This is a genomic window from Aurantibacter sp. (assembly GCF_039941195.1).
Taxonomy (GTDB): Bacteria; Bacteroidota; Bacteroidia; order Flavobacteriales; family Flavobacteriaceae; genus Aurantibacter_A.
Genome location: NZ_JBDVFA010000028.1, coordinates 14080 through 39475 on the forward strand (window position 1 = coordinate 14080; position 25396 = coordinate 39475).

General features: G+C 35.2%; 18 protein-coding genes. 5 read left to right on the forward strand and 13 right to left on the reverse strand.

Annotated elements, in window-relative coordinates; all coding sequences use genetic code 11:
- Position 1: 1 nt before the first annotated feature.
- Entirely contained in the window at positions 2-3349 is a 3348-nt protein-coding gene (locus tag ABJF52_RS05260) for a VCBS repeat-containing protein (protein WP_348147323.1), read from the reverse strand.
- Positions 3350-3618: 269 nt separating this feature from the next.
- Between ABJF52_RS05260 and ABJF52_RS05265 the strand changes: the two genes are divergently transcribed.
- Positions 3619-6825 carry a SusC/RagA family TonB-linked outer membrane protein gene (locus ABJF52_RS05265; RefSeq protein ID WP_348147326.1) on the forward strand — a complete coding sequence of 1069 codons (3207 nt, stop codon included), beginning with the start codon at positions 3619-3621 and terminating at the stop codon, positions 6823-6825.
- Positions 6826-6845: 20 nt separating this feature from the next.
- Positions 6846-8426: a SusD/RagB family nutrient-binding outer membrane lipoprotein gene (locus ABJF52_RS05270; RefSeq protein ID WP_348147329.1), complete on the forward strand. Its 1581-nt coding sequence runs from the start codon at positions 6846-6848 to the stop codon at positions 8424-8426.
- A gap of 59 nt (positions 8427-8485) precedes the next feature.
- On the opposite strand, the gene ABJF52_RS05275 is transcribed toward ABJF52_RS05270, so the two are convergent.
- Together ABJF52_RS05275 and dcm are read right to left on the reverse strand one after the other, a co-directional pair.
- Positions 8486-10000, reverse strand: coding sequence for a PQQ-binding-like beta-propeller repeat protein (locus tag ABJF52_RS05275; protein ID WP_348147332.1), 1515 nt, complete (start codon positions 9998-10000; stop codon positions 8486-8488).
- Positions 9990-11219 carry a DNA (cytosine-5-)-methyltransferase gene (gene dcm / locus ABJF52_RS05280; RefSeq protein WP_348147335.1) on the reverse strand — a complete coding sequence of 410 codons (1230 nt, stop codon included), beginning with the start codon at positions 11217-11219 and terminating at the stop codon, positions 9990-9992. Before dcm ends, ABJF52_RS05275 begins: the two co-directional genes overlap by 11 nt.
- 125 nt (positions 11220-11344) lie before the next feature.
- Between dcm and ABJF52_RS05285 the strand changes: the two genes are divergently transcribed.
- Positions 11345-12538: an SH3 domain-containing C40 family peptidase gene (locus tag ABJF52_RS05285; protein WP_348147338.1), complete on the forward strand. Its 1194-nt coding sequence runs from the start codon at positions 11345-11347 to the stop codon at positions 12536-12538.
- A 25-nt stretch (positions 12539-12563) separates the two neighbouring features.
- Here the strand turns inward: ABJF52_RS05285 and ABJF52_RS05290 are convergent, their stop codons facing one another.
- Entirely contained in the window at positions 12564-13625 is a 1062-nt protein-coding gene (locus ABJF52_RS05290) for a Gfo/Idh/MocA family oxidoreductase (protein ID WP_348147341.1), read from the reverse strand.
- A gap of 82 nt (positions 13626-13707) precedes the next feature.
- On the opposite strand from ABJF52_RS05290, the gene ABJF52_RS05295 reads away from it, so the two are divergent.
- Complete coding sequence (locus ABJF52_RS05295; RefSeq protein WP_348147343.1) at positions 13708-15264, forward strand: sulfatase; 1557 nt, start codon at positions 13708-13710, stop codon at positions 15262-15264.
- A gap of 1 nt (position 15265) precedes the next feature.
- On the opposite strand, the gene ABJF52_RS05300 is transcribed toward ABJF52_RS05295, so the two are convergent.
- The 3 genes from ABJF52_RS05300 to ABJF52_RS05310 form a co-directional block, all read right to left on the reverse strand.
- Entirely contained in the window at positions 15266-17404 is a 2139-nt protein-coding gene (locus ABJF52_RS05300) for a PQQ-binding-like beta-propeller repeat protein (RefSeq protein ID WP_348147346.1), read from the reverse strand.
- A 75-nt stretch (positions 17405-17479) separates the two neighbouring features.
- Positions 17480-18208, reverse strand: coding sequence for a phytanoyl-CoA dioxygenase family protein (locus tag ABJF52_RS05305; protein ID WP_348147349.1), 729 nt, complete (start codon positions 18206-18208; stop codon positions 17480-17482).
- 66 nt (positions 18209-18274) lie between these two features.
- Positions 18275-19801, reverse strand: coding sequence for a glycosyl hydrolase family 28 protein (locus ABJF52_RS05310; protein WP_348147352.1), 1527 nt, complete (start codon positions 19799-19801; stop codon positions 18275-18277).
- A 124-nt stretch (positions 19802-19925) separates the two neighbouring features.
- Here ABJF52_RS05310 and ABJF52_RS05315 point away from each other — a divergent pair, with 124 nt between their 5' ends.
- Positions 19926-20804 (forward strand): DUF1080 domain-containing protein, encoded by an 879-nt coding sequence (locus ABJF52_RS05315; RefSeq protein WP_348147354.1) that lies wholly within the window; start codon positions 19926-19928, stop codon positions 20802-20804.
- A gap of 31 nt (positions 20805-20835) precedes the next feature.
- Here the strand turns inward: ABJF52_RS05315 and ABJF52_RS05320 are convergent, their stop codons facing one another.
- The 6 genes from ABJF52_RS05320 to rnpA form a co-directional block, all read right to left on the reverse strand.
- Positions 20836-21225 (reverse strand): VOC family protein, encoded by a 390-nt coding sequence (locus ABJF52_RS05320; protein ID WP_348147394.1) that lies wholly within the window; start codon positions 21223-21225, stop codon positions 20836-20838.
- A gap of 4 nt (positions 21226-21229) precedes the next feature.
- Positions 21230-22009, reverse strand: a complete 780-nt coding sequence (locus ABJF52_RS05325) for an SDR family oxidoreductase (RefSeq protein WP_348147357.1) — start codon at positions 22007-22009, stop codon at positions 21230-21232.
- The gene (locus tag ABJF52_RS05330; RefSeq protein ID WP_348147360.1) at positions 22009-22893 is read right to left on the reverse strand and encodes an SMP-30/gluconolactonase/LRE family protein; all 885 of its coding nucleotides are present in this window, start codon (positions 22891-22893) and stop codon (positions 22009-22011) included. The genes ABJF52_RS05325 and ABJF52_RS05330 overlap by 1 nt, the downstream gene beginning before the upstream one ends.
- A 168-nt stretch (positions 22894-23061) precedes the next feature.
- A complete protein-coding gene (locus tag ABJF52_RS05335; protein ID WP_348147362.1) occupies positions 23062-23325 on the reverse strand; it encodes an Imm17 family immunity protein in 264 nt (87 codons plus the stop codon).
- A 14-nt stretch (positions 23326-23339) separates the two neighbouring features.
- Positions 23340-24968 carry a S41 family peptidase gene (locus ABJF52_RS05340; protein WP_348147365.1) on the reverse strand — a complete coding sequence of 543 codons (1629 nt, stop codon included), beginning with the start codon at positions 24966-24968 and terminating at the stop codon, positions 23340-23342.
- The gene (gene rnpA, locus ABJF52_RS05345) at positions 24961-25383 is read right to left on the reverse strand and encodes a ribonuclease P protein component (protein WP_348147368.1); all 423 of its coding nucleotides are present in this window, start codon (positions 25381-25383) and stop codon (positions 24961-24963) included. Before rnpA ends, ABJF52_RS05340 begins: the two co-directional genes overlap by 8 nt.
- Positions 25384-25396: the final 13 nt, after the last annotated feature.

The following is a 25396-nucleotide window of genomic DNA, read 5'->3' on the forward strand; positions in this document are numbered from 1 at the left end:
TTTATTCGATTAATTTAAAAGATTGAACGCTACCATTATTAACTCCACCGATATAATGTGTTTCTGTTTTTGTTGTAATTTTCGATAATTTTTTAACATCATAAGGTATATAAAACCCACTCTCTCGAGGAGCAACTGCCGTAAATTCATTTTTGCCATTTCCTGATAGTAGCAAGCCTACACCGGCATCATTTCTCGTGGTTTCAATTTCAGAAACGTACATATTTCCAGCGACAAGAATATCCTTAATCCCATCTTTATTAAAATCATCTATTAGAATATCGTTTATAGATGATATTTGTGCTTCATTAGGTAGTGGTTTCATTTTAAACTTCCCATTACCGAGGTTTTCTATAAAAACGCTTGCAAAAGTATTTGCTTGATAATGTAAAGCTGGATTTAAATTTTCAACACCATAAACTTCAGTTAAGTTCGCTGCGGCAAATTGTGTATACGACGGAAAAGTGCTTTTAATCTCAGGGATTTGTTGTGCTGAACAGGATCTTCCACGTAAAGGAAAGCGTTCACCGAAATTATAATAACTCAAAACAATGTCTTTGTTTCCGTTACCATCAAAATCTTTATAAAAAACTTCAAAAGGCTCATTTATATCTGTTTTGTATTTATAATTTAGGCCTAAATTTCCAGCTACTAAATCAATATCGCCGTCGTTGTCTATGTCATTTGAAGCAATACTATACCACCAGCCTTCTGAATTATCAATGCCCTCTTCTTTGTTTACTTTTTGAAAATTTTTACCATCGAATTTAATTATTGTTATTGGCATCCACTCGCCAACTAAAATTAAATCAATATTATTGTCATTATCTATGTCGGCCCATGTTGCATCTGTTACCATACCAATATTAAGTAGGTCTTTTGCGATGGTTTTGGTCACATCTTTAAAAGAACCGTTTTTGTTCTCTAGAATTCTGCTGTTTGTGGCTTCAGGATATTGCCAAGGGGTGTGTCTTCCGCCAATGAATAGATCTGTATCGCCATCATTATCGAAATCGAAAGGCCGAACACAGGAACCACTTTCATTTACTTCTGTTAATTTTTCTAATTTCGAAAACTTTCCTTTACCATCATTTAAATATAAACGGTCGTTATATTCTTTAGATTTCTCATTCCATTTATTCCCACCACTTACTACATATAAATCTTGATCACCATCGTCTTCAAAATCGAAAAAAGCAGCATCTATGTCTTCAAAAACCTTGTCTTTATTGAATACATCATTTATTTGTGCATTAAATATACCAGATGGTTTTTGAATTATAAGTTGGCCTGGATAACCAGAAGAACCACCGTAATAAAAATCCTCTAAACCATCATCATTTACATCTGCTACAGTAAGGGCAGGACCAAATTGAGACATTTTATGTGGTAGAAGTATCTGTTTCGAAAAATCATCAAATTCGTTCTCAGTATGAGACAATTTAATTAAGTTACTTTTTTCAAATATTGATTTTTTCTTTTCCTTGGCAATAGAGTTCTTTTTAGCCTCGGTGTAATCTAACGTTAGTTCTTGATTGGAAATTAGATTGGTCATTTCAGTGGTTCGTCCGTTTGGCCAAAAAACGGTTAGTTTGTCCACTGTATTTACATGGCCTAAGCCAAAATGCGCAACATTTTCACTAGTAGAATACATACCTCTAACATTTGTATGCTCGTACCATTGTGGAGAATCTTTAACCACAATTTTTACTTTTGTTCCAAACATTGGACGATGGCTAACTTTATCGGTCAATTTAACTCTTAAATAATTTGTGTTATTGATTTCATTGCTGTCGTTTCGGTAGATAAAAGCTTTTTCATTAACATTATTGATAACTAAATCAAGATCTCCATCATTATCTAAATCTGCATAAGCAGAACCATTAGAAAAAGTCGGTTGATTTAGTCCCCACTCATCGGCTATTTTGCTAAAACCTAGATTTCCGTTATTTTTAAAAGCATAATTTGGAAGCTTTTGCGAAGGCACAATTTTAAGGGCATCTTCAAGGTCTAAGATATCCCAAATGCTTATTTCTCCAGCATTTGGGTGGTCTTGAACATATTTATAGGAAACTTCTTCAATGTATTTAGAAAATTTAGAATCAGCATCGGTATTTCGAATATCTCGAAGTAAACCATTGGTTACATGAATGTCTTTTAAACCATCATTATCAAAATCTGCTATTAAATTTGACCAACTCCAATCCGTACTTGAAACACCACTTAATTGGGCGATATCGCTAAAAAAAATGGTGCCGTTTTTTTTGCTTTGATTTAGATGTAACGCATTATACATATATTGATAATGCCCTCCATTGTCTACCACATCCCAAAAATCTTTGGGATTCATACCGCTCATATTGGCTTTTAGACGAAAATTGTCTTCAGCCACCATGTCTAAAACCATCAAATCTTGCCACCCATCATTATTAATATCTGCAGCATCTACACCCATACTAAAAAAGGAAGTATGTCGCATAGAATTTTTCAAGATATCAGAAAAGGTGCCATCACCATTATTCAAATACAAAAAGTCTGGCGCTTCAAAATCGTTAGCGATAAAAATATCAGGCCACCCATCATTATTTAAATCAGTAACTGAAAGACTATTTGGGTAGCCTCCTTTTAATAAACCGGCCTGTATTGTTACATCTAAAAAAGTATCTCCATTGTTTTGATATAGACGTGGTGAAAATTCTGGACCAGGTTTAGTTCCGTATAAGTCGGAAAAATTTCCTGGATTTGGAGGCTGATTTAAAACAAATAGATCCAAGTCTCCGTCTTTGTCATAATCTAAAAATGACGCGTGCCGCGTACGTTGATTGTCGGAAAGGCCATATTTATCAGCACTTTCTTTAAAAATGGGAACACCATTTTTATCGACACCACTATTTATGTATAATTTGTTTTTCCTAAGTTCAGGATTATTGTCATATAACTCTCTACAAATATAAATATCAATTAAGCCATCATTATTTATGTCTGCCATGGCCACACCAGAAGACCATCCTCCATTATTTTTAATTCCTGAACTCCTAGTTACATCTTCAAACTTTAAATTTCCCTTATTTAAATATAATTTATCAGCAACTTGATTGCCGGTAAAAAAAATGTCTTGTAAACCATCATTATTCACATCGCCAACACCAACTCCGGCACCTCCATAAAAATTGGAATAAATTAGAATATTAGCTTTTTTAGTATCAACAATTGAATTTTGAAAATCGACATTTGTTTGGTTACTATCAAGTAATGTAAATAGGGTGTTTTGCTCTTGTGACAAAAGCGTATTTTCTTGAAGAAATACAATCAAAATAAAGCAAAGAAAATTTTTAAGAAGTTTATTCATTTAGCGTAAAAATCTTTCTAAATGTACAAACTTTCCATTTTTCACAAATAAATCTTAAATTTTTATTAATGTTTTTAAGTTAGCGAAAACCTTGTAGTTGTGCCTAGTTTATTGGCGTTTTAATCATTTTAGGGCTAGTATTGATCTTGCAAAAAATTATACTTTTTTTAAGAAATGTTTGCTCATATTCACAAAATATTTAACTTCATTTCTCAAAATCTTAATTTTTTAAGAAATCAACAACTCAATTATTAACTAAACACATTAAAATGAAAACACGAATACTGACAGTATTATGTGCGGTATTCTGTGCCAGCTTTGCTTGGTCTCAGAATACTGTAACTGGACAAATCATTGACTCGGACGGCTTGCCGTTGCCCGGGGTAAATGTCGTCGTTGCAGGAACGGGAACTGGAGCCGTTTCAGACTTCGATGGAAATTATAGTATAGAAACACCTGATGATGCTACTTTAGATTTTTCTTATATAGGTTACTTGGAGCAAAGTTTGCCTGTAAACGGAAATAGAACTATTAATGTTACAATGCAGGAAGACGTAAGTCAACTTGATGAAGTAGTTGTAACGGCACTTGGTATTAGAAGAGAAACCAAGGCTTTGCAATATTCCGTTTCTGAAGTAGGAGGGGATAAACTAACAGAAGCCCGTGAAAACAACTTGGGTAATTCACTTGTAGGGCGCGTTGCCGGGGTTAGTGTTACAAAACCTTCATCTGGTCCAGCAGGTTCTACACGAATTGTAATTCGTGGTAATAAATCTATTGGCGGACAAGGACAACCACTTTATGTTGTAGATGGTGTTCCAATGGATAACTCAGGATTTGGTCAAGCTGGTTTATGGGGTGGAGCAGATCAAGGAGATGGACTAACAAGTATTAACCCAGACGATATAGAATCAATAAGCATATTGAAAGGAGCAAATGCTTCTGCACTTTATGGATCTAGAGGTGGTAACGGAGTTGTGAATATCACAACCAAAAGAGGGACTAAGCGCAAAGGAATTGGAGTATCTTATTCTGCTAATGTTGTTTTTGATGCCTTATATGATCAAAGTGATCTACAAACCAAATATGGTTCGGGCGCATATGTAACAGGGGTTGCAACTAAACCATCTACAGCACAACAAGCTTTTCAATGGGGAAATATTGGTTGGGGACCTGAATTAGATGGTAGCCAAGTTATACAATTTGATGGTGTTGAAAGACCATATTCTTATACGGGTAATAACTTTAGAAAATTCTTTGAAACTGGCCATTCCTATACAAATAGTCTTTCTTTAAGCGGTGGTGGTGAGAACCAAACATTTCGTTTTTCAGTATCAGACTTAAGAAGCACTAGTGTTGTTCCTAACTCAGGTTTTGATAAAACAAATTTATCAATGACGACTAATGCTAAGTTTGGAGAAAAATTAACCTTGAGTGCGAAAGTGCTTTATTCGCATGAAGAAGCAAAGAATAGACCTTCACTTTCGGATTCACCAAATAACGCAATACAAGCAATTTGGAGAATACCAGCAAATGTTGATGTAAATTCGTACAGAGGTGACCCTGACAAATTAGGTGCTATACCTGCAGGAACAAGTGATGCTTTACTTGCTGTTTATGGTCAAGGAGGAGATTCAAAATTTCCAGGACAAGAATTACTTCCTGCCGCAAACAACTGGGGGCAAAACCCTTATTTCGCTACGTACCAATCAGAAAGAAGTGATGTTAGAGATCGTATAATTACTTCAGGATCTTTACGATATGATTTAACAGACTGGCTATATGCTTCTGGAAGAATTGGTATGGATTTTTATACACGAAGAAATACGCAGCTAACACCAGAGGGAATAGGTTACAATCTAGGCGGTAGTAGGCAAGAAGGATCTACTCAGGTTAGAGAAGTTAATATTGATTGGATGTTAGGTGTTGATAAAGAATTTGGAAAATTTAATGTGAATGCCTTTGTTGGTGCCAACCAAATGAGACGTAAGTATGAGCGTATTGATGCAAATGGTACTGGCTTTAATGTTCAGTTTTTTGACGCTATAAACAACTCTGCTCAAAAAAGCTTTGGATATGGTTTTAGTGAGCAAGGTATAAATTCTATGTATGGTTCAGCAGAATTTGGATATAATGGAATTCTATATCTAACAGCAACTGCTCGTAACGATTGGTTTTCTGTACTAAACCCTGAGTTTAATAGTATATTTTACCCGTCAGTTGGGGGAAGTTGGATATTCTCGGACACTTTTGGAACGAAGCCATCTTGGTTAAGTTTTGGTAAGTTCAGAGCTTCTTGGGCGCAATCAGGTATTGTAAACCTTAACCCATATGATACTAACTTAACATATTCTTTGGGAGGCGATGATCATTTAGGATATACACGTGCAGCCTTTTCTTCGGCAGGAGGAACCGCAGGAAATATTCCGAACCCAGCTTTACAACCAGCTTTGTCAACAGAAGTTGAAGCAGGTATCGATTTAAGATTCTTTAATAATCGTTTAGGCCTTGATTTTACGTATTACCAACAAACAACAACAGACGATATTCTTAATGCTACTATTTCAAACGCATCAGGTTTTGGATCGTCTAGTGTTAATGTTGGTGAGATGCAAAATGATGGTATAGAATTCTTGTTAACTGCAACACCTATTCAAGGAGAATTCACTTGGGATGTGGCTTTAAATTTTGCAAAAAACAATAATGAAGTTGTATCATTAATTGAAGGAAGCGAAGAATTGGTAGCTGAAGAGCCTAGAACAAGAAATGTTCGAATCAAACACATTGTTGGCCAGCCTTTTGGAGTCATTACAGGTAGAGTACAACAAACTACTCCTGATGGAATTCCAATTTTTAACGAAGACGGAACTCCACTAGCAAGTGCAGATTATGTGCCAATTGGTAATGGGGTACCTGATTTTACAGGAGGTGTAAATAATACTTTCAATTATAAAGGCTTTAACCTTGACTTTTTGGTTGATTTTAGATCGGGAGGTGAGATTTTCTCAGGTACAAATAACCGATTAACGCAACAAGGGTATCACCAACAATCTTTAATAGGTCGTGCAGGTGAGGCTCCTTTACACATTACGGGTGTTACAAATACCGGCACTGAAGATGCTCCAGTTTATACTCCGGTAGACAGGGATTTAACTCCGGAAGAAGCTCAAATATATTGGAATAGAGTTGGCGGTGAAAGTACTGCGATTTCTGATATGTTTATTTACGACGCTTCTTTTATCAAGTTAAGACAGTTGACTTTAGGCTATAGTTTTCCTAGAAAATTCTTGGAAAAAACATTTATACAAAACCTAAGTGTTTCTCTTGTTGGTAGAAACCTATGGGTAATCGACAAGCATATTGATAATGTTGACCCAGAATCTGCATATTCTACGAATGCAGGAGCACAAGGTTTAGAATATTTTGCAATGCCTCCAACACGCAGTTATGGATTTAACTTTAAAGTAGGATTTTAAAAATGTTAAAAAAAAGAAAGATGAAATATAAAAGAATAATATGGCTTCTTGTCGGTGCAATTTTGACATTCTCCGCTTGCGACACAGAAGAATTACACGATCTAAATATTAACCCACAAGCGGTTAACGAGATAAATATGAATTTCCTGTTTTCAAATGCTGAATTGAGTTTGGCCGATGGGAATGCTGCTAGTAACCGGTATTTAAATTGGCGTACGAATGTAGGCTATGCAGGTTATTGGATGCAACATTTAGCAACCTTAGGAAATAGCTTAAATCAAGCTGGTGATAAGTACTTTGTGAATGTTGAGGCAGATGATGCCCCTTGGGACTATGGATACAGTGATCAGTTGAAAAATTTGGCTGAGGTAATCAAACAAACTGGTCCAGGTGGTTTTGAAGAAGGTAGACGTCCAAACACAAGGCAAGCTGCCAGAATTGTAAGAGCTTTTGTTTATTTAAGATTGACAGACTTTTACGGGAATATTCCATATACAGAAGGCGGCCAAGGTATCGAAGGGATTTTCTTTCCTACTTATGACACTCAAGAATCTATTTATACCGCTCTTTTTCAAGAATTATTAGAGGCAGGTGCAGCAATAAGTACTGCCAATGCTGATGATGGATTTGCAGCTGCAGATATGATTTACCAGGGCGATATTACAAAATGGAAAAAGTGGGCTAATTCTATAACTTTACGAATGGCAATGCGTATTTCTAAAGTAAACCCAGGGTTAGCAGCAGAAAAAGTAAACTTAGCTTTATCTGGCGTAGGTGTATTTTCTAGTAATGATGATATTCCATGGATTCCACATGCTGATGGACCAAGCCAATGGGTTAACCAAAATGGATTATCTAGAGCCTTTATAGGTGGTGATGGCGGACAGTCTAGAGTTATGAGTAAAACACTAATTGATGTTTTAAAAGGTGACGATCCTGGAAGTGTTGCGGATGACGACCCTCGTTTGATGATATACTCTGATGGTGCAAATGGCAGTGTTGACCCATTATTGCAAGAAGGCATGCCCAATGGTTTAGATGCCGGTACGCTTGATGTATATACCGGAACGGTAGGGACTGATCCAAATGCTATTTATTCTAGATTAAATAACTTGTTCTTTAAAACGGATAGTCCATATAAGTTGATGAACTATGCAGAAGTGGAATTTTTACAAGCTGATGCTAAAGAAAGAAACATCGGTAATGTAGGTGGAACCGCTGAAGAGCATTATAATGCTGGAGTTAAAGCTGCAATGCAAATGTTTGAACCTTATGATGCTAGCTTTGTAGTTTCAGATGCAGCAGTAACGAGTTACTTAGCACTATACCCTTATGCTGGTGGAACTGCTGGTTTAGAAATGATTGGGCAACAGGTATGGATTAGTGAATTGTTAAACTGGTGGGATGCTTGGAATTATTGGAGACAATCAGGGTATCCTGTACTTACTCCTGTTAATTACCCAGGGAATATTACTGGCGGTCAAATTCCAACAAGATTGGTATACCCTTCGAAAGAAGTTGCTACCAATAATGAAAACCTTCAATCTGGTGGTACTTCACCAAATACGCATGTAGGTAAAGTTTGGTGGGATGTAGACTAAACAAATTAAATATGATTAATAGAAGGCGGACATTTATAAAATGTCCGCTTTTTTAACAACTATTTTTTGTTAATTGGATGGATACCATTTCCTAGTGTCCCCATATAACTTCCCCAAAGGGGTGATTTTTGAATAGGAACATTAGTGCTTATTCGCTTTATCTGCATTCCTAAAAAGCTTAATAAATCGCCGTTAGAACTATAATTTTGTACATGTACAATGTCTAAGTATCCATCTTTATTTATATCGCTAAGCAATGGCGTAGAAAAAATATTTTTAAAACTAAAAGCGCCATCAATTTTGTTTGCCGTTTTTGATTTAAAATCAATTGCTACAAGTTTATTCTCAATAGTCAGTTTATTATTGTTATCATACCCTCTTTCACAATCAAATTCATTAATGCTAATAATGGCTTCATCAATGTCATCATTATTTAAATCGTAAACTACTGGAGATGAAAACCCTGTACAGCCTAAAGAATTTTCATAAGCTAATTTACCAGTAGCACCATCAATCATAATCTGTTTTGACCCTGTATTATTAGGCCAAATACCCTTACTTACAAATGTGAAAAAATCCGGGATATTATCATTTGTAAAATTACCTACGGCAAAACCATTACTTGATTCAGTATCGGGTATTTTCAATTTCCAAAGCTCCTTTTGAGTTTTGCCATCTATAGCTATAGCTTTACTAGCGTGGCTAATGGCTATAATATCGTAAAACCCATCATTATTTATATCAGCAATTGAAGGTGGTGCAATAAAACCATGTTGTATTTCGGATGCTACAATCTCAGCTTTAGATAATTTATCGTTTATAAAATCAGCAATTGAAACTAAATATAAATTGCCCGAAATGGTCTCTCCACCACTGCCAAAAACTATAAATCCCTCCTTTGTTATAGGTTGCTCAAAGTACACCGGAGACATATATGATTCTTTGCTATCTGGCATTAAGCTAGCAGCTAATATTTCACCAGATTTTGTATCGAAAAGCATTAAAACACCTGGAAATCTATTTTTTTCTGAATTTGGTGCTGCTCGCACATTACCACCATTCACAGTTAATAATTCAGGAAAACCATTGTTATTTTGATCGGGAATTAGGACTGTATTATAGAAGTTAAATTTCGCATATCTTAAAATAGAATCGTTTTCATATTGATAGTTATACTCCCATATCTTTTCGCCAGTGACTCCATTCAAAGCCATCAGCACTCTAGATCTTCCGTTTATAAAGACGTCAGGAACACTATCATTATTTATATCATGAAAGGTGGCTGAACCAAAAACTTGATCATTAGCTTTTTGTTGCCAAAGTAAATCGCCTGTGTTTCCATCCATAGCCAAAACACCTTGGTCAGTAGTTTTGTTTTCTCCTTTTGCAGCTCCCATTATAATATCTAGAACACCATCTTTGTTGAGGTCTATGGCCCTTGGCGAAGATTGTGAACCGATATGATAAAATTCTTTTTGCCAAACAAGCTCACTTTTTTTCTTTTCTTCGCAATTGATGAATAATAAAAAAGCAAGACCACCTAAAAGTTGATATAAAGTAATTTTAAGTTTCATGTATTTTATCATAAAGTGTTTTTCCTATTTTTTCTACGACACCAACAACTAAAGCATTACCCATAAAAAAAGCTCGTTTGGCGACAGAAATGTTCTCCAGTTTCGTATGATTATCTGGGAACATGTTTAAGCGTTCAAGTTCTAATGGAGTAAGTCTGCGTAAACCTTTTGATGTGTTTATAACATGCTTAAATCGAGAGGGACTTTTACCGCCTTCACCAGTAATAATAGTACGCGAAGCTTTATCCAATAAATCTGGGAATTTCATAGACCCTTCGCTATACGTATATTGATAACCACTTTTTGAAGTCCGCACCTCTTTTTTAGCACTTTTATGATACTCCCATTTAGAATAGTCTTCATGAGGTATATAAAATTCATCTTCTATTTCTCCACCTTGTAATACATCACCTAAAGTCATATGTTCACCTTTATATTTCGGATAAGTTTTAGTGGTATAAGCTTTTCCATTAATAAAAACACCCGAATTTTCAAAAGGGGAATTATTGCCATTTATATTGAAATTATTTGATATTTCGACCAAATCGGGTTCAATTTCAATCATTTTTGGTGTTTTTATGTCTTTTTTAACCGAAAATGATTTTGCGATAACTCCCGATTTTAATATCCAGTCCGTTTTATTCGATTCATTTAGCAAATCAAATAAGCGGGTTGATTTATGATATGCTAAGAAAAAGATTCGCCTTCTTCTTTGTGGCATTCCATATTCAGCAGCATTAATTACCCGCCACTCCACAGCATATCCAATTTCATCTAAACTCTTCAGCATTATTGCAAAATCACGACCACGCTGTGTTGATGGGGACTTTAATAAACGATCTACATTCTCTAAAAAAAGATATTTAGGCGGATTTTTTTTCTCTGAAAGAATACGATGAATACTCCACCATAAAACACCCTTTTTACCAATAAGTCCTTTTGAATTTTGTAGTGAAGTAGCTACGGAATAATCTTGGCATGGAAAACCACCTACTAAAATATCGGCATCCGGAATATCAGATGTTGGAACTTCTGAAATATCATGATTACTATGGTTCTTGCTTCCAAAACGAGCCTCGTATACCTTAGAGGCATGTTGAGTTTTTGTAGCCGGTTCCCATTGATTACTCCAAACTATCTTATAGCCCTTTGTACTTTCTAGGCCTAAACGAAAACCGCCAACACCAGCAAAAAGCTCTAAGACTTTCAGTTTTTTCATGATATGCAAAATTAGGAAATTAGAACGGAGTTTTAATTTGTATTATTTCATGAAGTGTAACATATCCTTTTTTTAGCAATTCTAGTATTTTGTTTTATGTACTTTTATGCTATAAAACATCGCTAATGAATGTATCGGTTAAAATTATTGGGTTGCTATTTATTGTATGCTCTTTTATGGCGTGTACAAACCTAAAAAAAGAAGCAGAAACAGCTTTTGAAAAGGAAATAGCAAAAATAAAAGCGGAAGTAGCTCCGGATAAAAGAGTTGCACTTTTTAATGTTGAAGTAGGTAGAAATAATAATGAATACATTTTAAAGGGTGAAAGTAATTTGCCAAATGCCGTGGCTTCTTTAAAGGAAGAATTTGCTTCTAAAAACATTAAATTTATTGATAGCATTCAAATATTACCAGCGGAAAACTTAAATGGGCAAACCCAAGCTGTAATAAATATTTCGGTAGCTAACTTACGTAGTAATCCAAAACATTCAGCGGAATTGGCTACTCAAGCAACTTTAGGAACACCAGTAAAAGTTTTAAAAAAAGAAGGTGGTTGGTATTTAATTCAGACGCCAGACAAATATCTATCATGGGTTGATGATGGAGGTATTACTTTGATGGATTCAACACGTTTTGAAAACTGGAAACAAAGAGATAAAATAATTTATACAAAAACGTATGGAAATTCATATGTTGATGTGAACGAGAATGACCTTGTTTCGGACTTAGTAGCAGGAGACGTTTTAGAATTTGTTAAACTTTCTGAGGAGCATTTTGTAGCTTCTTATCCGGATGGACGTATTGCTATGGTACGATTGAATGAAGCCGAAAACTATTTTGGTTGGATAAACGATTTGAATCCAACCCCCGAAAATTTAGTAACAACATCAAAAACCTTGATGGGGGTACCGTATTTATGGGGAGGGACATCAACAAAAGGTGTTGATTGTAGTGGATTCACTAAAACAATCTACTTTTTAAACGGTATGGTGATACCTAGAGATGCTTCACAACAAGTACACACCGGAAAATCAATAGACTCTGTTCAAAATTTTGAAAATCTAAGAGAAGGGGATTTATTGTTCTTTGGAAGAAAAGCTACAGATTCTACAGCTGAAAAAGTTGTACATGTGGGCATGTGGATAGGTAATAACGAGTTTATACATTCATCAAATATGGTGCGAATAAGTAGCATGGATTCTAATGCCGATAATTTTGATGAATGGAACAGAAACAGATATTTAAGAACAAAAAGAATTTTAAAAGAAGAAGATGATGCGCTAATTAATTTAACACAGACCCCTTTATTTAAAAATTGATAAAAATCCTAATCTAGGAACCTATTTACAATTCAACGGTTTTCCCGGTTTTAAAGGATTCATCCGCAGCTAATACTATCCGCAAACTGTTTACCGCATCTTGCAAATGGCTGCTTACATCTAAATTTTCAACAATAGCCTTCAAAAAGTATTCTTGTTCTAATAAACAAAGACCATCATGATCAGGTTCATCAGAAGTATTTACAATTTCGTCTGATTTTGTAAAATTTCCATCACTATCTAATTCTGCATGATGTAACAATAAACCTCCAGTTTTCGTGTGATCTTCCACATTGTCTGAATCTCCCTTGGCATCATCAGAAATGGAAACACTACCTTTCGGACCGATAACATCTTTTATAAAAAATGCTGTTTCGCTCATCATTGGTCCCCAGCCAGCCTCGTACCATCCTACAGAACCATCTTTAAAACGTACTTGTAACTGACCATAATTGTACATTTTTGAATCAATTTCGTCTGATAGTCTCGCTCCAATAGCACTTACACTTATTGGAACCGATTGCGTCATTAAACACATTACATCTACATAATGTACGCCACAATCAACGATAGGAGACATGCTATTCATCAATTGTTTGTGGGTATACCACATATCACCCGATGCTTGTTGGTTTAGATTCATTCGCATTACTAAAGGTTTGCCTAAAGTTTGAGCTATTTCTACAAATTTTGCCCAAGCAGGGTGTACTCTTAAAATATAGCCAACCACCATTTTTTTGTTTTTGGCTAATGCTAAATCGACTAAATTTTGGGCATCTTCAACAGTTAGTGCCAGTGGTTTTTCTACAAAAACATGAGCGTTGGCATTGAGAGCCTCCTTTATATATTCCGCATGGGTGTCTGGATAGGTGTTAATTGAAACAGCGTCAGGTTTAGTTTCTTGGAGTGCTTTTTTGTAATCAGAAAATGTTGGATAACCTCCGAGTTCTTGAGAAAGATTACCTCGACTTTCTGGTTTTCTGCTTACCAAACCTACTATTTCAAACCCTTTTAATTGATGGTAAGCACGTGCATGAGAAGTACCCATATTACCACAACCTACCACTAAAACCTTCAATTTTTCCATTTTAAGTTACTTTTCAATAATTCAATTTAGCTCATACAATTTAACTAAATTTATAAGCACATTCATACTTGAAAATTAATCAATGAAATCGATAACACCAACCGGAATTCTGAAGTTTGTTAGCTTAATAGCAGTTCTAGCATTTAGTGTGCTTTTTTTATCAGGAAAGAAAATAGAAAATAGCAATGTTATTTCAACGCAAGTTAAAAGACCAAACATTGTTTTTATGATTGCCGACGATTGGTCTTTTCCACATGCCGGAATTTACGGGGATGAAACTGTTCGAACACCCACTTTTGACAAGTTGGCAAATGATGGAGCATTATTTGAAAATGCGTATTGTGCAGCTCCTTCTTGTGCTCCTTCAAGAGCAAGTATTTTACTCAGTAAATATCCACATCAAATGGAAAGCGCAGGGAACCTATGGTCTATTATTCCTAATAAATTTCCTAACTGGGTTTCAATGTTGAAAAATGTTGGTTATCACACAGGAAGAAGTAGAAAAGGTTGGGCTCCTGGAGATTTTAAAGCTGGAGGCTATGAAAATAATCCTGCAGGAAAAGAATATGCAGATTTCGATTCATTTTTAAATGAAAAAAAGAATGGGCAACCATTTGTTTATTGGTTCGGTAGTACTGATCCTCACCGTAAATATGAAACTAATGCTGGAGTTAAAACAGGAATGGATATAAATACTGTGAAAGTACCTGGATTTCTACCAGATGTAGATTGTGTTCGCAATGATATGATGGATTACTATTTTGAAGTGGAGCGCTTTGACCGTGAGTCTGGTGGAATTATTAATAGATTAAAAAAGGAAGGGCAGCTGGAGAATACTATTATTATAATGACTAGTGATAATGGTATGCCCTTTCCTAGAGCCAAAGCCAATTTGTATGATTACGGTACAAGAATGCCTTTGGCAATTTATTGGAAAGGGCATATTGAAGGAGGGAAACGAATCTCTGATTTTGTTAATTTTATTGATTTTGGACCTACCTTTTTAGAAGCAGCTTCAGTTGATGTTCCTAAGGAATTTCAAGGAAGTAGTTTACTTGAACTGTTTTCTTCTAACTCAAAAAAATTTGACCGAAGTACGGTTTTTTTAGAGCGTGAAAGACACGCCAATGTCCGAAAAGGAGATTTAAGTTACCCAGTGCGTGCTGTTAGAACTAAGGATTATCTCTATATTAAAAATTTTGAACCAAATCGATGGCCAGGTGGCGACCCAGACACGCACGTTTCAGTTGGGCAATATGGTGATGTTGATAATTCTATTTCAAAATATATAATTCTTAATATGGAAGGAAAACCAACGGATAAGGATTATTTTAAATTGGCATTTAATAAAAGACCTTCCGAAGAATTATATGTTTTAGCCAAGGACCCCTATAATTTAAAAAATGAAGCGAAAAATGAAGCATATAAAAATGTTTTAGAAACTATGAGAAATTCGCTTCAAGATTGGATGATAGAAACAAATGATTTACGTGCTAAAGAACCACAAACAGATTACTGGGATAAGGTTCTATATACCCCAGATTATCAATATTATAATTTTAATCTTGAAGAACGTTTAAAGGCATATAAAATGCTTAAAAACAAAAGCGGAAAATTTAAAGAATCCCCTTGTTTGTAGGCTAATTAGTATCTAAAGAAAAAGCAATAATTTGGTTTCCTTTTTCTGTTCCTAACTTTTCACCGCCACACGCAATGGCTATATATTGTTTGCCTTTAACTTCGTACATAGCAGGAGTTGCAAACGCAGCTGCAGGAAGTTTGTATTCCCAAAGAACAGCACCACTATGTTTATCGAAAACCCTAAAAAAACCATCTCTAGTGGCGCCAATAAATAACAATCCATTTTCAGTAACTACGGGTCCCCCATAATTTTCTGTTCCAGTGCCAATACCTTGCCCTTCCAATTCTGGAGTATTGCCAAAAGGTTTAGACCAAATATACTCGCCTGAGTTTAAATCAATAGCATGTAAAGTACCCCAAGGTGGTGAAATTGCAGGTAACCCGTTGCTATCTAAAAACTTATTATACCCTGCATGTTTATAAGGTAAAGCATGCGATGTTGGCGGATAGTCGGTTGCAGCTACTTCTTGTTTGTCGGCTTCATTAAATAAAAACTTTAGCAAGGCATCTTTTTCATCCTTTTTTATTTGAGGAAAACCCGTCATCATGCCTTTGCCTTGAGCAATAATTGTTGATATTTCATCTTTTTTCAATCGGTTTTTTATCCCAATTAAAGACGGAAAGCCACTTGCAGCTAAACCTTCGCGATTTTCTTGATGACAGGTAACACAATATTTAAAATAGGTACGTTCACCCAAAGGACGGTCAGGAGCAATACTGTCGTTTTTATTCATTTGTAAAACCCATGCCATTTCATTGGAATTCACGTAGATAATCCCATCATTTGGGTCTGCAGCAGTACCACCCCATTCAGCAGCACCATCGTATCCGGGTAATAAAAAAACTGGATCTAATGCTGGCGGAGCATTGATACGAGCATCCGATTTTTTTAAAATCTGTAGCAACGAATCTTTATTTTTAGCAAACGGACTAATATCATTTTCAGTGATTTCAGTTGACTGCCGAGCAAAAGGCTTTGGTTTTACTGGAAATGGTTGTGTTGGCCAAGCGCTTTCACCATTTAATGTAGAAGCAGGCATTGGTATTTCCTTAATATCAAATAAGGGCTCGCCGTTTGCTCTATTAAATAAATAAACAAAACCTTGTTTGGTAACTTGTGCTACTGCAGGAATTTTTTCTCCATCGCGTTCTATCATTAAAAGGTTCGGTGGGGCAGGAGGGTCTCGATCCCATAAATCGTGATGCGTGAATTGAAAATGCCATATATATTCTCCAGTTTCAGCCTTTAAGGCCAATAGAGAATTAGAATATAAATTACTGCCTTTTCTAATCCCGCCATAAAAATCAGGAGCAGCTGAACCAGTTGGCACATAAATAATTCCCGATTTTTCGTCAACAGCCATACCAGACCAGTTGTTTGCGGCGCCCGTCATCTCCCGTTCAACTTCGCTTTTAAACTCCCAAGTTTCTGAACCTTTTTCTCCAGCATCAGGAATTGTTTTAAACACCCATTCAACATTGCCAGAAATAACATTAAATGCCATAATATTTCCAGGTGGTGCACCAACATCTTCTGATACTCGTAATGGCATTACAATTAGATCTTTATAAATAGTTCCTGGAGTATTCGATATAACAAATTTGTCTTTTGAGGATTCCGACATTCCAGAACGTAAATCTATTTTACCATTGTTTCCAAAACTAGTAATAGGGTTACCTGTAAGAGCATTTAAGGCAAAAAGATGTGGGCCACGGGTACAAAAAATACGTTTGTCATTTTCTTTTTCCCAATACGAAAGTCCACGAGAGGTAGAATGCCATACCTGTACAGAATCTCCAAATTGCCAAATTTCTGAACCCGTTTCTGCATTTAAAGCTACGACCCTTAGTGCAGCTGTAACTCCATATAAAATACTATCAACTACAAGTGGATTCATTTGCATTTGACCCCAATCTTTGGCTTTATATGACCAAGCGACTTTCAAATCCTTTACATTTTCTTTATTAATTTGAGAAAGGGTAGAATAATGACTACGCCCTGAGTCGCCTAAATAATTGGACCAAGTTGTATACGCTTTTTCGTTTTCCTCTTTTTTTTGAGATGATTCACAGGATAATAAAAAACAACAACAAAGTAAAAAACCAAAATAATGGAATCGAAAAGCTTTTAAAGACATTTTTAATTTTGAAGATTACCTTTTAAAAGTAATCAAAAAAAAGGCTGATCCAAAGCGTGTAAATTAATGACATTTTCACTTTCGAATTTCACGATCACCTGTATGATCAACACCTTTTTTACGCTCTAATTCGATCATAGCCTTAGGCCTGAAATTTGTAATCAACGCACGGCGATTATCTGCTGTAGTGTTCCCACGACTATAATGTAAAGTACCACCTTGGTGAAAAACACATGAACCAGGATTTAATTCAATAAAAACAGAATTTTCTTCATCACCATCACACTGTAAAGCACCTTTGTTTCCTGTTTGCCGATGCGGTAAAATATCAGACAAATGCGATTTTGGTGTGTACCACATGCATCCATTTTCTTTATAAGCCGGATCTATAGCCACCCAACAACTAGCAGCTCTTTTATCTGGCATATCAATCCAATATGCGGCATCTTGATGCCATGGGGTAATGGTATCAGTAAATGGAGCTTTATTAATTAGCATGTCAAAATCTAACTCTATATCATCACCCATTAATTCTTGAGCAATAGCGAGTGACTTTAAATGAAGCGCTTTTTCTTTTAATTCGGGCACTAATTTACTAGGTACCATAATCTGAGTAATCTTCTCTTTTTCACCACTGCTTCCCGAAAGATCGGAACGATACTGTGACGCATTAATACTATTGTCTAGAAAAGAGTTGTATAGACTACTGTAATATTCAACTTCAGTTGCAGTAATTAAACTTTGAACAACTAAGTATCCTTCAGTTTTGAAAAAAGCTTTTTGTTCTTGAGTAAGTAGACCCATTCCAATTTTGTTCTGTTAATTAAAATTATTAAATAATTTCAAAAGACAGAATTAATTTAAAGTTAACTATTCATCAAGAAGTTGTAAGTATTCACCTTCTGACCAACCTAAAGGGGCTGTTATAGAATGATTACTTATTGCTTTTCCTTTTACCATTGGTTTTGTGCCATCTGCATCTTTCCACATCACATTTTTAACCTGTAAACCCTTGACGTCATCAACAATTATAGGAAATCGGGAATCTGGGTTTTCGGTGCCAATAGTTAGATTGTCGATGGAAATACCTTCTGCATGTCTAATAAAAAAAGCATTACTAGGCAAATTACCATAGGTAATAGCATGTGGATATCCTTTTTCATCTTCTTCAACGGTTCTACTAAAATCGCCCATTTGAAGTCCTCCCTTTGAGAAAAGCTGAATATTATTTAATGAAACGTTCTTGATAGGATAGCCTTCTAACCCAGTAATTGATGACCCCCAAGTACCTGCGTCATAGGCAACTACATTGCTAATAGAAATGTTTTTTACTTCCCCAATATTGTTGACAACTGCTCCTGGCGTATGCGGTCTTGCTCTATTTCCTAAACGAATATAGATAGGGGATTCCGTACCTTGAATAGTTAAATTATTTACGGTAAACCCTTCCAATGTTCCGCCATCAACGATCATTAATGAAAGACCAGAAACACCAATTCTAGGGGTATCCCAAATTGGCTTGCCTATTTCTTTTGAAGGTTTAACTACGCAATTACTTATGGTTACATTTTTAAATCCACCAGTGGTTTCGGTTCCTGCTTTTATAGCATTACAAAAACTACTTACAACACAGTTTGTAATAACAATATCTTCGCAAGCAGCGGCTCCTGTACTTTTTAAAACAATACCATCATCATCAGAATCAATTATACTGTTTGACAGCACAACACGGCGACACCCATCAATATCGATACCATCATTGTTTCGACTACCATGGCTGTAGACATATGTGTTTGTAATAAATAGATCTTCACAATCTAAATAGTGTTGATTCCAAATAGCAGCATTTAACATGCGTAAACCATCAATCTTTATATTTTTGCAAGAGATTAAAAGAATATTTCTAGGCCTTCCATCAACATCACCTGCATAAGGGTTTGGCATAGGTGTATGCAATGGACCTTGACCATCAATAGTCCCATTCCCTGTTAAAGCTATATTTTCTTGGCCTTCTGCATAAATTAGTGCATTAAACCCTCCTAATTGATCTTTATGCGAACGGTATTTTGGCATTGGTTGTAATGGAAAGTCCGCAACATTAGTACTCGATAATAATACCGCATTATGTTCAAAATGTAGCTCAACATTACTTTTTAAAAGGATGGTCCCAGATTTAAAAATTCCTGAGGGAATTATGACTGTACCGCCTCCATTAGAAACACAAGCATCAATGGCTTTTTGTATAAATTTTGTATTTAGAGTTTTACCATCGCCGATAGCACCAAAATCGGTTATTGAATACCTGCTGTTTTCAGGAAGACAATCGACCGATGCATAGGCGTTGTTGTATACAATGGAAAGAAAAAAAATAAAAAGGCTGAAGCGGAAAATTTTCATATATAATCTTTAATTTATTACTGAAAAGTACAGTTATTTATACGAAGGACAAAGTAATTTTTAGCACTACATTATTTCGACACAATTAAGTATATTAGGGTGTTAATTAGCTTATAGCCATTTTATGAAAAATCGATTCATTTCTTATTTTAAAATTGTCATTCTCGTAATTTTATTTACTAGTATTAAAGCTTTTTCTCAAAAAAATCAAATTAACGAAGGAGAATGGGTTTCTATGTTTAATGGAGAAAACCTTGATGGATGGACCACAAAAATTCAACATTACGAGGTAGGAGATAATTATGGAGATACTTTTCGGGCTGAAGAAAACATGATTAAAGTACGTTATGATAAGTATGAAGGAGATTTTAACGATCGTTATGGTCATTTATATTTCGACCAGCCTTATTCGTATTTTCATTTGTCGCTTGAATATAGAATTGTAGGTGAATTACATCCAGGATCTGCAAGTTATACAATTAAAAATAGCGGTCTAATGTTTCATTCGCAAGATCCTAGAACGATGCTTAAAGAACAAGATTGGCCCATTTCTGTAGAAATGCAATTTTTAGCGGGTGTCGAAGAAGGAAAAGAACGCCCAACAGGGAATATGTGTTCTCCTGGAACGGATATAGTTTATGAAGGAAAAATTGATGAAAGACATTGTGTCCCATCTAATTCTAAAACTTATTTTGGTGATCAATGGGTAAAAGCAGAATTGATAGTTTATGGCGACTCTTTAGTGAAACATATTATAAATGGTCACGAGGTTTTAAGCTATACACAACCGCAAATAGGAGGTGGGGTAGCTAATCGATATGACCCAGCAATTAAAATTGATGGCAAATTGTTATCAGAAGGTTTTATTGCTTTACAAAGTGAGTCTCAGCCCATAGATTTTAAAAATATTAAAATTAAAAACCTTAAAGGCTGCAAGGATCCTAAAGCAAAGAATTTTAAAGCGTATTATGTGAAGTCGGATAAAAAAAGCTGCACTTATTAGATGGTTTTGAAAAACCATCCAAGATAAGAATCTACATTTCATAGAGTTCTAAAGGAAGTCCGTCTGGATCTTCAAAAAAAGTGAAGCGCTTATTCGTTATTTCATCTATACGTATTTCTTCAGTAATTACCCCTTTGTTTTCAATTTCTTGTATTGCCTTTTCAATATTATCAACTTCAAAGGCTAAATGCCGCAAACCCCTTGCTTCAGGCCTTGACACTCGTTTTGGAGGATTTGGAAAGGAGAACAACTCTATGCAATATTTACCATTTAGAGTAAGATCTAATTTATAAGAATTTCGTTCTTCGCGGTAGACTTCATTGGATATGGTAAAGCCTAAAATTTTAGTATAGAATTTTTTCGACTTGTTGTAATCTGAACATATAATGGCAATGTGATGAATTTTATTTAACAACATAATTAATTTATAAATCCTCCGGATATTTGCCTGCTGTCGTCCATCCACCATCTACAGGTATGGTTTGTCCATTAATATGAGATGCCTCATCTGAAAGTAAAAACAAGCATGTTTTCGCTATATCTTCAGGGGTTCCGACCCTGCCATTAGGGTTTAATTTCCCCCACATTCCTGGATAATCGGGTTGCTCATTGGCTGTACGCTCTGTTAAGGTTGCTCCTGGGGCTACCACATTTAAATTTATATGATGCTCACCCAATTCGTAGGCCAAATTTACGGCCATCATTCGTAATGCGGCTTTAGTCATCGCATATGGTGTTAAGTTCTTATACGCCCTAATACCTACTTGCGATGAAATAAGAACAACTTTACCACCAGTTCCTTGTTTAATCATTTCTTGTGCTGCACGTTGAACTAAAAAATAGGCTCCGTGTAAATTTAATTGAAGTGATTTTTGAAAATCTTCGGGACTTGTTTCTAAAAAACTTCCAAAAATAGTAATGGCAGCGTTAGGTATTACAAAATCGATTCTTCCCAATTTTTCTATAGTAAAATCAACCATTTTATTGATATTGGTAAGATTACCAGAGTCACCAGAAAAATAGTGACAATTGTCGTTATATAAAACGTTTAACTTTTCAGTAGCCGATTTGGCCTTATGTTCATCCAAATCGTTTAAAACTACACTTGCACCTGCTTTAAGTAATAGCTCCACGATGGCATAGCCTATTCCTTCACCGGCACCTGTAATAATTGCGACCTTATTTTTTATTCCAGTGTATTGCATTAAAAGTAATTTATTGTAGTGCCCTTAACTTTAGTTTTATGAATGAAAAGGCCACCACTATGTGGGTATTCTTGCAACTCTTTTTCGCTTAAACCACTTCGAGCAGTTGTAATATATAGGGTTTTTAAGTTTTCTCCTCCAAAACAACAGGAGGTTACATGTGGCGCGTCTACTTCTATTTTTTCTAGAACCTTTCCAGTTTTTGGATTCCATCGGCGAACATAATTTCCTCCCCAATGCGCTACCCAAAGCATATCCTCTTCATCAATACACATGCCGTCTGGACTACCAAACTCTTCTGGAACATTAATAACAATTCTTTGATTAGAAATAGTACTATTTTTCGAAATGAAATTAAAAGCCTGAACCTTGAATGTTGGGCTATCGATATAATAAAACGTTTTCTTATTACTTGTCCATGCCAATCCATTGGAAACAGAAGTATTTGGAATTTGTATATCAGATTCAAAATTTGATGAAACACGATAAAAATTACCAGCTTTTGCCCCACAGTTTTTATCCATAGTGCCCAGCCAAAAGTTACCATTAGGGCCAACTTTACCATCATTAAAACGCATATTCGAATTCGAATTTTCGAGAATGTCATGTTTTGTTAATTCTTCAGTTGTTGTATTAAATGAGGCCAATCCTTTTTCCATAGCCAAAAGAAGTAGACCGCTTTTTTGTGGTACAGCAGCACCAATCATTTCATCAAACACCCAATGGTATGTTTTTTTTGTTGATGGATTAAATTGATGGAGTTTATACCCTTCAATGTCTACCCAATAGAGTAGTTGATTTTGATAATCCCATACCGGTCCTTCGCCTAAAATAGATTTAAAATCGAAAAGTAAATTTGCTTTTTGTGATAAAACTTCTGCCATTAAAACTCAATATAAGTTGAAGTAGGAAGTTACGGATTTTTTGTTTCTACTTATATAAGTGGTAGTTGAAAATAAGGAGTATTCCAGTTTAGGTTATTTCGGCTTTGCAACTAATTGTCTGTGAAGTGAAATATTATAAGAAAAGTCTTTCTGTTTAAAAATTAGATTTTAAAATTCGGCTTGGTAAAAGTTATGTAGGCATGCTAACATTGCTATAAAACAATGAATGCCCATAAACCAGTGAACGGTTTTGTTTCCTACTTTATTTTCCCACCAGACAATATTTATCCAGCCACCACCGGGCTCCATAACCCAATTCCAATTCTTTATAAAACCAATAAGACATAATCCAAAAAGAGCTGCAGCTATTAATAATCCATAATGTGGATTTAATTCTAAAGACGTGCTGATTTTATTAAATAGCTCAGTCATAATAAAAGAAAGAATTATTTTAAAATACCTTGATACTTTGTATGGTCTGCTAAAAGTGAAGTGGCTACTAATATTGCTTGATCATTTTGCAGATAATAATCATAAAGTCCATCTCTGTAGAAGTATCGCTTTACAATTTCATCTTCAAGCTTTTTCTGTATCTCTTTTTTATGCGCACCAAGAGCAGTTATTTTTCCCTGCTGTATTTGAGCTAAAAGTTTACTGTAATCATCTTTTAATGAGTTGCCAAATATGGCTTCATCCTTGGCCAAAGCTTCTTTTAAAGTTTTTTCGGTATCGGTTTCAAAAGAGAAACTACTGGCATTTACAAAATTTTTAAAACCCGTATAATCTGTATCTGAAAACTTAAAATTAGCAACATCTTCAAGCTGATTTTCATAATAATATTTAGTAGCATAATCGAATACGACCAAATTGTGCATAAGCGCTTTTGTCATATCATTTGCCTTAACAGCTTCAATCTCTAAATCAGGCAAAACACCACCACCATCTTGTACGTTTCGACCATTTTTGGTTTTGAAATTTTTGAAAGTAGTATTCTTTACAGCATGGCCTTCTTCATCACGATTCCAATAATCCAAAGATTGAATGCATCTTCCAGACGGCGTATAATAGCGTGAGATAGTCACTTTAAGCTGTGTGCCATAAGTTAGTTTCATAGGCCGTTGAACTAGCCCTTTACCAAAACTGCGCGCACCTAAAACTACTGCTCTATCCAAATCTTGTAAACTTCCTGATACTATTTCACTAGCTGAAGCGCTACTGCCATCGATTAGCACAACAACTGGAATTTCAGTATCTATTGCTTTATTTTTTGTCTTGTATTGTTGATTGAACTTTTTAACTTTTGACTTAGTAGTTACTATTAATTCACCTTTTGGAACAAAAAGATTGGTAACATTAATTGCCTCGGATAATAACCCACCTGGGTTACCTCTTAAATCTAAAATAATTTTTTCGGCACCTTGTCCTTTTAAATCTAACAACGCAGCTTTTGTTTGAGAAGATGCTTTTGAATTAAATTTTGATAAAACAATATAGCCAGTTTTCTCATCGGCCATTTTATAATAGGGAACAGCATCAATTTCAATTGAACCCCTAGTTACTGTAGTAGTTTGTGTTTTACCTTGTCTTTTATAAGTTACATCAACTGTAGTATTGTTGGCACCTTTTAATAGTTCACTTGCATTATCATCAAAGTCTGAAACTTCAATATCGCCTATTTTTATAACTTCATCACCTGCTTTTAGTCCTGCCTTGTCGGCAGGTGAATCTCTATAAGGCTCAATAATCAATAGACGATCATCAAACGAACGAACTACAGCGCCAATTCCAGAATACTCTCCAGTATTATTAATTCGGTAAGTTTCGACATCTTGTTCATTTAAAAACTTAGTATAAGGATCTAAATCGTTCAACATGTTTTTAATTGCTGTATCCATCAACTCGCCAGGGTTGGTTTCATCAACATAGTTCATATTAAGCTCTTTAAATAGCGTCGTAAATATTTCAATTTGCTTCGCTATTTCAAAAAAGTCGCTTTTAATGAACCCACTCCCCATCACTAGAAAAGAAAGTGCAATTAGTGGTATAAATACTCTTTTTTTGACCAACTTATTCATCCGTAGTTTGCTTAATAAATTTTAGAAGGATTGCTTGAATATTTTGTTCTACAACATGATAATCAGGCATTTCTTTCCCAAGGTATAAAAACAGGAACGCAAAGTTGCCCTTACTATTGTTAAAAAGATGAGGTTTGTTAAGTCGATAGCCTTCTCGAAGTAATCTTTTAATTCTATTTCGCTTAACTGCACTTTTAAAGTTCTTTTTTGGAACCGTAAACCCTACTTGAAAACGAATGTCTTCAATATGGTCTGTTTGTAAAAATATAAGCTTGACGCTTTTTATTTTAACAGATTTACCTTCTAAAAATAACTGGTCAATTAACTTACGGCTCTTTAGCTTCTCTTTTCTAGGAAAAGAAAAATTTTTCTTTTCTGATTGTTCTAAAGATGCAGAAGTTTCAGAAGCATCCATTTACAAATCGTGT

Excerpts from the sequence above, each read along its gene's own strand:
- ABJF52_RS05275 (WP_348147332.1), bottom strand. The coding sequence starts at position 10,000 with ATGAAACTTAAAATTACTTTATATCAACTTTTAGGTGGTCTTGCTTTT.
- ABJF52_RS05270 (WP_348147329.1), top strand. The coding sequence starts at position 6,846 with ATGAAATATAAAAGAATAATATGGCTTCTTGTCGGTGCAATTTTGACA.
- ABJF52_RS05305 (WP_348147349.1), bottom strand. The coding sequence starts at position 18,208 with ATGGGTCTACTTACTCAAGAACAAAAAGCTTTTTTCAAAACTGAAGGA.
- ABJF52_RS05265 (WP_348147326.1), top strand. The coding sequence starts at position 3,619 with ATGAAAACACGAATACTGACAGTATTATGTGCGGTATTCTGTGCCAGC.
- ABJF52_RS05310 (WP_348147352.1), bottom strand. The coding sequence starts at position 19,801 with ATGAAAATTTTCCGCTTCAGCCTTTTTATTTTTTTTCTTTCCATTGTA.
- ABJF52_RS05315 (WP_348147354.1), top strand. The coding sequence starts at position 19,926 with ATGAAAAATCGATTCATTTCTTATTTTAAAATTGTCATTCTCGTAATT.
- ABJF52_RS05335 (WP_348147362.1), bottom strand. The coding sequence starts at position 23,325 with ATGACTGAGCTATTTAATAAAATCAGCACGTCTTTAGAATTAAATCCA.
- ABJF52_RS05325 (WP_348147357.1), bottom strand. The coding sequence starts at position 22,009 with ATGCAATACACTGGAATAAAAAATAAGGTCGCAATTATTACAGGTGCC.
- ABJF52_RS05295 (WP_348147343.1), top strand. The coding sequence starts at position 13,708 with ATGAAATCGATAACACCAACCGGAATTCTGAAGTTTGTTAGCTTAATA.
- ABJF52_RS05285 (WP_348147338.1), top strand. The coding sequence starts at position 11,345 with ATGAATGTATCGGTTAAAATTATTGGGTTGCTATTTATTGTATGCTCT.
- ABJF52_RS05300 (WP_348147346.1), bottom strand. The coding sequence starts at position 17,404 with ATGTCTTTAAAAGCTTTTCGATTCCATTATTTTGGTTTTTTACTTTGT.
- ABJF52_RS05260 (WP_348147323.1), bottom strand. The coding sequence starts at position 3,349 with ATGAATAAACTTCTTAAAAATTTTCTTTGCTTTATTTTGATTGTATTT.
- dcm (WP_348147335.1), bottom strand. The coding sequence starts at position 11,219 with ATGAAAAAACTGAAAGTCTTAGAGCTTTTTGCTGGTGTTGGCGGTTTT.
- ABJF52_RS05340 (WP_348147365.1), bottom strand. The coding sequence starts at position 24,968 with ATGAATAAGTTGGTCAAAAAAAGAGTATTTATACCACTAATTGCACTT.
- ABJF52_RS05330 (WP_348147360.1), bottom strand. The coding sequence starts at position 22,893 with ATGGCAGAAGTTTTATCACAAAAAGCAAATTTACTTTTCGATTTTAAA.
- ABJF52_RS05290 (WP_348147341.1), bottom strand. The coding sequence starts at position 13,625 with ATGGAAAAATTGAAGGTTTTAGTGGTAGGTTGTGGTAATATGGGTACT.
- rnpA (WP_348147368.1), bottom strand. The coding sequence starts at position 25,383 with ATGGATGCTTCTGAAACTTCTGCATCTTTAGAACAATCAGAAAAGAAA.